Here is a 5,154-nt window from a genome sequence, read left to right as displayed (position 1 = left end):
GCCTACAGCACGTCCCACAAGGACAGCCGCGACGAAGCCGCCGCCTGCGGCTGCCGCGAGCACCGCAAGCTGCTTGACGCGATTCGCCTGCGCGACGTCCGCGAAGCSGCGCGCCACATGCGCGAGCACCTGACGCGSCTGGAGTCGCAGCTGCAGTTCACGCCGCCGGCCGRCGATGCGCCCGACTTGGCCACGCTCTTTAGTTGATGGCCCCCACGCTTTTCACTTCGAGCCTGCGGCGCGCTGCCCCTTTCCTCTCGTATTGGGGCCGCCCGCCTGCGGCCCGGCAAAGCCGGTTCAGCGGGGACTACCAGCAGGGGCCGCGGGACTGGCTTCGCCAGACCGCAGGCGCCGCCCCCTTGAGGGGGGAACAAGCTACACGCAGTGAGCTTGGACAGGGGTGAATTTTTAATCATGCGCAGGCTTCTGGTTATCAATCCGAACACCTCGGCCTCCGTCAGCGCCTTGCTGCAAACCCACGTGCAAGCCGCCGCCGGGCTGCATGTGCAGGTGCGCACCGTTACCGCGCGTTTCGGCGCGCCCTATATTTCGGACGAAGCAAGTTATGCCGTCGCGTCTCACGCCACGCTGGACGCCTGGGCCGCTGCGCTGGCCGGCACAGGTGAAACGGGTGGCGCATCAGAAACACCCGACGCAGTGCTGATCGGCTGCTTTGGCGACCCCGGCCTGCTGGCGCTGCGCGAGAGCAGCCCGGTGCCTGTGACCGGCCTGGCCGAGGCGGCGTTCATCGAGGCGGCGCGCCACGGCMGCTTCGCCATCGTCACCGGCGGCGAGCGCTGGGGGCCGATGCTGCAGCGGCTGGCCCAGGCGCTGGGCCATGCGCCATCGCTGGCCGGCATCCACACCGTCGCGCCGACCGGTGCGCAGCTTGCGGCCGACCCGGCCGCCGCACGCACCCTGCTCGCGCAGGCCTGCCGCGACGCGGTGCGCCAGCTGGGCGCGCAGGCCGTCATTCTGGGCGGGGCGGGTTTGGCAGGCATGGCCGCGGCCCTTCAGCCCGGGGTGAGTGTGCCGTTGATCGACAGCGTGCTGGCCGGCGCCCACTGGGCCCTGCGCAGCCATGCACCGCCACCCCAGCGCAGCCAGGCCGGTTTTGATGTTCCCTGGGAGAAGCTCTCACCGGAGCTCACTGCTTTAGGCCTTTAAGGGGCCACAGCCCAATAGACATGAGCGCAAGCAGCTATGAATTTGATAGTGCTTGCTGCCTGTTGCGATACGCGTCCATGGGGATTGCGCCGGTTGCCTGCTATTAAATATGTAGCTGCTAGCGCTCACCAGCATTGGCTTTCAAGCCTGAAGCACCGCGAAATTACCCCCGGCGCAGAAGTACCGCGCACAGGTGTGCAGCGAGCCTTCCGGGGTCAGGGAGATTGGCGCCCGCCTGCGCCAACAGCCCGCAAAGCCTAAAATGATCCGGTGACTCCCAAAAACATCCTGAATGCCGACCTGCATTGCCACTCTGTGGTGTCAGATGGCACGCTGACACCGGAGGCACTGGCCGAGCGGGCCAAGGCCAACGGGGTGGAACTCTGGGCCCTGACAGACCACGACGAGATAGGCGGCCAGCACCGCGCTGCCGCCGCAGCCAAAGCGCTCGGCATGCATTACCTCACCGGCACCGAGGTATCCGTGACCTTCGCAGGCCAGACCGTACACATCGTCGGCCTGGGCTTCGACGCCAACGACCCCGCGATGCAGCAAGGCCTTCGCAATACCCGCGGCGGGCGCGAACAGCGCGCCATGGAGATGTCGGACTCGCTGGCCAAAGCCGGCATCAAGGGCGCTTACGAAGGCGCGCTGAAGTTTGTCGGCAACCCCGAGCTGATTTCACGCACACACTTTGCCCGCTTCCTGGTGGAGACCGGCGTGTGCCGCGAAACACCAGAGGTCTTTCGCAAGTACCTCACCGAAGGCAAGCCCGGCTACGTGCCGCACCGCTGGGCCAACCTGCGCGACGCCGTGACGTGGATCAGCGAGGCCAAGGGCATTGCGGTGATTGCGCACCCGGGCCGCTACAAGTTCACCCCCAACGAGGAATACGCCTTGTTCACAGAGTTCAAGTCGCATGGCGGGCGCGGCGTGGAAGTTGTCACCGGCAGCCACACACCACAGGAATACGTCAAGTACGCCGAAACGGCCAAAGAGTTCGGCCTGGCCGCCTCGCGCGGCAGCGACTTCCACAGCCCCGACGAAAGCCACACCGACCTGGGCACCCTGCCCTTTCTGCCGGGCGAACTGACCCCGGTGTGGGAGCTGCTGGCGGACCGCATCCAGTGATGGCCGGCCCCGCACGCAGCAACGCCAACGTCCCGACCGGCATCGCGCTCCTGGTAGCCGCGGTAGCCTGCTTCGCGGTGCTGGACACCACCACCAAGTTCATCTCTGCCGGTGTGCCGCTCCTGATGGCGCTCTGGTTTCGTTACGCCTTCCAGGCCGTTGCCACCACCGTGGCTGTACTGCCGTCGCGCGGCTGGTCTGTGCTGCGCACCGCGCACCCGAAATTCCAGTGCCTGCGCGGCCTGCTGTTGCTGAGCAGCAGCATGCTCGCGTTCTTCAGCCTCAAACACATGCCGGTCGGTGAATTCACCGCCATCGTCATGATCACGCCACTGGTCATCACGCTGCTGGCATCCCTTACCCTGGGAGAACGGGTGTCGTGGCTGCGCTGGGCGCTGGTTGTTGGCGGGTTTGCCGGAACGCTCATCATCATCCGGCCCGACGGTGACGACTTCACCTGGGCCATGCTGCTGCCGCTGGGCCTGGTGGCCACCAACGCCTGGTTCCAGATTCTCACCAGCCGGCTGGCGCGCACCGAAGACCCCTTCACCATGCACTTTTATACCGGCTGGGTCGGCACGCTGGTGGCGTCCCTGGCCCTGCCATTTGTCTGGACCCGGCTGGACGCCTGGACGCTGTGGGCCGGCCTTTGCCTGATGGGCCTCCTGGGCACGGTGGGGCATTTCATGATGATCCTGGCGTACGGCCGCGCGCCGGCGTCGACCCTCACACCGTTCCTGTATGCCCAGATCGGCTTTGCCATGCTCGGCGGGTGGCTGGCGTTTTCACATGTGCCTGATTTTTGGTCCATGTTTGGCATGGCCATGATCGCCATCTGCGGTGCCACCGGCGCGTGGCTCGCCGTGCGCGACAGCCGGGTCGCCATTGAGCCGGTTGAGTCTTGAATTCGGTGTCCCCGGACAACATCTAGGCGCTGAGTCACCATGTCCCAGTTTTTTGAAGTCCACCCCGAAAATCCGCACACACGCCTGCTCAAACAAGCCGTGGCGCTGCTGGAGCGCGGCGGCATCGCGGCGGTGCCGACGGACTCCAGCTACGCGCTGGTATGCCACCTCGACGACAAGGCCGCAGCCGACAGCCTGCGCCGTATCCGCGGCGTTGACGACAAGCACCACCTGACCCTGCTCTGCCGCGACCTCAGCGAGCTGGCCAATTACGCGCGGGTCGACAACAAGCAGTTCCGGCTGCTCAAGGCTGCCACGCCCGGGCCTTACACCTTCATCCTCGAAGCCAGCAAGGAGGTGCCGCGCCGCGTGAGCCATCCGTCGCGCAAGACCATCGGCCTGCGGGTGCCCGAACACAAGGTTCTGCAGGCGCTGCTCGAGCTGCATGGCGCCCCGCTGCTGGCCACCACGCTGATTCCCCGGGACGGCACCGAGCCGCTGAATGACGCGCACGAGATCCGCGCATTGCTGGAGCATGAGCTGGCCGCCGTAATCGACGCAGGGGCCTGCCATCAGGAGCCGACCACGGTGATCGACCTGACGGCCATGGGCGACGGCGGCGAGCCTGTTGTGGTGCGGCAGGGCCGGGGTGAGCTGGCCGTGCTGGGCCTTTAGCGAGCCAAACGGGATTCTGGTCACATGCCCCTTCCCCTTCAAGCAGGGGCCGCGGAACCGGCTTTGCCGGGCCGCAGGCGCAGCGGCCCCCTCGGGGGGCAGGGAGCTACACGAAGTGAGCGACCGTGGGGGTCATAATTCGGCATGGACTTTTCCGATCTGATTCAAACCGTCGCGATTTACGCGCTACCCGTGCTGTTCGCGATCACCGTGCATGAAGCCGCGCACGGCTATGTCGCCCGGTATTTCGGCGACAACACCGCCTGGATGCTGGGCCGTGTCACGCTCAACCCCGTCAAACACATCGATCCTGTCGGGACCATCCTGATGCCGCTGCTGCTGTATGTCGCAACCTCGGGCACTTTCCTGTTCGGCTATGCCAAGCCGGTGCCGGTGCAGTTCGGCAATTTACGCAACCCCAAGCGCGACATGATCTGGGTGGCGCTGGCCGGGCCCGGCGTGAACCTGCTGCAGGCATTACTTTGGGGGGTGCTGTTTTACTTTCTCGCAGGTGCCGGCGTGACCGAGCCGTTTTTCCTCAAGATGTGCCAGGCCGGCATGCTGGTCAATGTCGTGATGTTCGTCTTCAACCTCTTTCCATTGCCTCCGCTGGACGGCGGTCGCGTACTGGTCGGTCTTCTGCCTTACAAGCAGGCGGTGCTGGTCTCGCGCATCGAACCCTGGGGATTTTTTATTGTGATGGCGCTGGTCATAGGGCAAGTCATCAGCAACTTCTGGATGCGTCCACTGATGAGCGTGACCTATGCCTTTCTTGAAACCGTTTTGACGCCGCTTGCCGTGCTGGTGAAATGATGACAAATAAACAAGCCGATGCCGGCACCTCCCCCACCCGTTTTCTCACCGGTATCACCACCACCGGCACGCCCCACCTGGGCAACTATGTCGGCTCGATCAGGCCGTCGGTCCAGGCCAGCTTTCGCGACGATGTTCGCAGTTTTTACTTCCTGGCCGACTACCACGCGCTGATCAAATGCGACGAGCCCGCGCGCATCCAGCAATCGACGCTGGAGATTGCGGCCAGCTGGCTCGCTGCCGGGCTGGATCCGGAGCGCGTCACCTTCTATCGCCAATCGGACATCCCGGAAATTCCTGAACTGACCTGGCTGCTGACCTGCGTGACAGGCAAGGGCGTGCTCAACCGCGCCCATGCGTACAAAGCCTCGGTCGACAAAAATGAGGCGGCCGGCAGTGACCCGGACGCCGACGTCACGGCAGGCCTCTTCATGTACCCGGTACTGATGGGTGCGGACATCCT

The 5,154-nt window shown here is 65.0% G+C and carries 6 protein-coding genes and 1 pseudogene; all 7 read left to right on the top strand.

Translation table 11 applies throughout. The features are described 5' to 3' along the window. Positions 1-207, top strand: a 207-nt coding sequence (locus AC1D0Z_RS15720; protein ID WP_477659156.1) for an FCD domain-containing protein, incomplete at its 5' end; no start/stop codon positions are given. 207 nt (positions 208-414) lie between these two features. After that, the gene (locus AC1D0Z_RS15715; RefSeq protein ID WP_477659155.1) at positions 415-1,167 is read left to right on the top strand and encodes an aspartate/glutamate racemase family protein; all 753 of its coding nucleotides are present in this window, start codon (positions 415-417) and stop codon (positions 1,165-1,167) included. 270 nt (positions 1,168-1,437) lie between these two features. Further along, on the top strand, positions 1,438-2,298 hold the full coding sequence (locus tag AC1D0Z_RS15710) for a 3',5'-nucleoside bisphosphate phosphatase (protein ID WP_477659154.1): 861 nt from the start codon (positions 1,438-1,440) through the stop codon (positions 2,296-2,298). Then, complete coding sequence (locus tag AC1D0Z_RS15705) at positions 2,298-3,203, top strand: DMT family transporter (protein ID WP_477659153.1); 906 nt, start codon at positions 2,298-2,300, stop codon at positions 3,201-3,203. The genes AC1D0Z_RS15710 and AC1D0Z_RS15705 overlap by 1 nt, the downstream gene beginning before the upstream one ends. A 39-nt stretch (positions 3,204-3,242) precedes the next feature. Then, positions 3,243-3,878 (top strand): L-threonylcarbamoyladenylate synthase, encoded by a 636-nt coding sequence (locus tag AC1D0Z_RS15700; RefSeq protein ID WP_477659152.1) that lies wholly within the window; start codon positions 3,243-3,245, stop codon positions 3,876-3,878. 144 nt (positions 3,879-4,022) lie between these two features. After that, positions 4,023-4,691, top strand: coding sequence for a site-2 protease family protein (locus tag AC1D0Z_RS15695; RefSeq protein ID WP_477659151.1), 669 nt, complete (start codon positions 4,023-4,025; stop codon positions 4,689-4,691). Next, positions 4,688-5,154, top strand: a pseudogene (locus tag AC1D0Z_RS15690) (tryptophan--tRNA ligase); the annotation flags it as partial. The gene AC1D0Z_RS15695 and the pseudogene AC1D0Z_RS15690, both read left to right, overlap by 4 nt.

The sequence above is a fragment of the Polaromonas sp. P1_E3 genome, assembly GCF_056405935.1.
The sequence above is the reverse complement of the archived record's forward strand: the minus strand, read 5'-3'. Positions and strand labels throughout refer to the sequence as shown.

What these genes read in the sequence shown, in the direction of transcription:
- AC1D0Z_RS15705 (WP_477659153.1), top strand. Translation starts at nt 2,298, where the DNA reads ATGGCCGGCCCCGCACGCAGCAACGCCAACGTCCCGACCGGCATCGCG.
- AC1D0Z_RS15700 (WP_477659152.1), top strand. Translation starts at nt 3,243, where the DNA reads ATGTCCCAGTTTTTTGAAGTCCACCCCGAAAATCCGCACACACGCCTG.
- AC1D0Z_RS15695 (WP_477659151.1), top strand. Translation starts at nt 4,023, where the DNA reads ATGGACTTTTCCGATCTGATTCAAACCGTCGCGATTTACGCGCTACCC.